The sequence below is a fragment of the Streptomyces sp. 13-12-16 genome (genome assembly GCF_002114215.1).
Classification (GTDB): Bacteria; Actinomycetota; Actinomycetes; order Streptomycetales; family Streptomycetaceae; genus Streptomyces.
This window is the reverse complement of sequence record NZ_NCTE01001468.1, coordinates 1-1469: the sequence shown is the minus strand read 5'-3', so window position 1 is coordinate 1469 and position 1469 is coordinate 1. Positions and strand designations below refer to the sequence as shown.

1 protein-coding gene and 1 pseudogene are annotated in these 1469 nt (G+C 75.8%); both read left to right on the top strand.

Annotated elements, in window-relative coordinates:
* Positions 1-242, top strand: a pseudogene (locus B7767_RS42865) (ATP-binding protein); the annotation flags it as partial.
* Between the two features lie 3 nt (positions 243-245).
* A partial coding sequence (locus B7767_RS42860; RefSeq protein ID WP_107486657.1) for a YfjP family GTPase occupies positions 246-1469 on the top strand: 1224 nt, incomplete at its 3' end.

Genomic DNA, 1469 nt, shown 5'->3' with positions numbered 1-1469 from the left:
CCACGGCACTGCTGGGCGGCCGCCGGGCCCGGACCGCCGGGGAGGGGCTCGCCGAGCGGATCGGCGCGCACGGCGCGCTGCGGCTGCGCGACCGGGGCGGACGGCTGCTCGTCGCCTATGTGGACCGCGTCATGCACACCGAACGCGAACGCCGGCTCGCCCCGCTCGACGCGCTCGAGGTGCACGCGGAGCCCCAGGCCGAACTCATCGCCGCGTTGTCCGTACTGCAGAAGGAGAGGTGACCGGTGACCGCCGTCACTGACCAGGACCACACCGAGCACCCCGAGCATCCCGAACACCCCGAGCACTCCGACCGCGACGCCGGAGGGCCACCCCGTACGGACACCGCGAGCCCCTGGGACGACGGGCTGATCGCGCGCCGGGTGAACGGGAGCGCCGACGAGGAGCAGTGCGGGGCGGCCACGGCCCGCACACCCGTGCCGCAGGCCGTGGCCCCGCTCGCGTACGACCCGTGGCTGCGGACGCGGCTCGGGGCGCTGCGCGAGCTGGTGGGGCTCTCCCGCGCCCGGCTCGACAACCGGACCCTCGCACAGGCGGGCCGGGTCATCGAGGAGTCCACCGCGCGGCGCCGGCTCTCCGGACAGCACACCGTCGTCGCCATCGCGGGCGCCACCGGCAGCGGCAAGTCGCAGCTGTTCAACGCGCTGGCCGGAGTGCCCGTCTCGGAGACCGGCGTACGGCGGCCGACCACCGCCGCACCCATCGCGTGCAGCTGGAGCGACGGCGCGGCGAGCCTCATCGAACGCCTCGGCATCCCGCCCAGGCTCAGGCGGCGCCCCCTCCAGGCGACCGCGGACGCCGACGAGCGGCTGCGCGGGCTGGTCCTGGTCGACCTGCCCGACCACGACTCGGCGGCCGTCCAGCACCGGGAGCAGGTGGACCGCGTCCTGGGCCTGGTCGACGCGGTCATCTGGGTCGTCGACCCCGAGAAGTACGCCGACGCCATGCTGCACGAGCGCTACCTGCGGCCCATGGCGGCCCACGCGGAGGTCATGTTCGTCGTCCTCAACCAGACCGACCGGCTGCCCGGGGAGGCCGCCGAGCAGGTCCTGGACGATCTGCGGCGGCTGCTCGACGAGGACGGCATCGTCCTGGGGGAGTACGGCGAACCCGGCACGACCGTGCTGGCGCTGTCCGCGCTCACCGGGGACGGGGTCGGCGAACTGCGGGAATCACTCGCCCGGTTCGTGGCCGAACGCGGGGCCCCGGCCCGACGGATCTCCGCGGACGTGGACATCGCGGCGGCCCGGCTGTGGCCGGTCTACGCCACCCGGCGGCGCACCGGGCTGAGCGAGGAGGCGCGCGAGGAGTTCGCGGACCTGCTCGCGGACGCAGTGGGGGCCACCGCCACGGGCGAGGCGGCCGAACGCGCCTGGCTGCGCAACGCGAACCGCGCGTGCGGCACGCCCTGGCTGCGGCTGTGGCGCTGGTGCCAGGAGCGGGGCGGG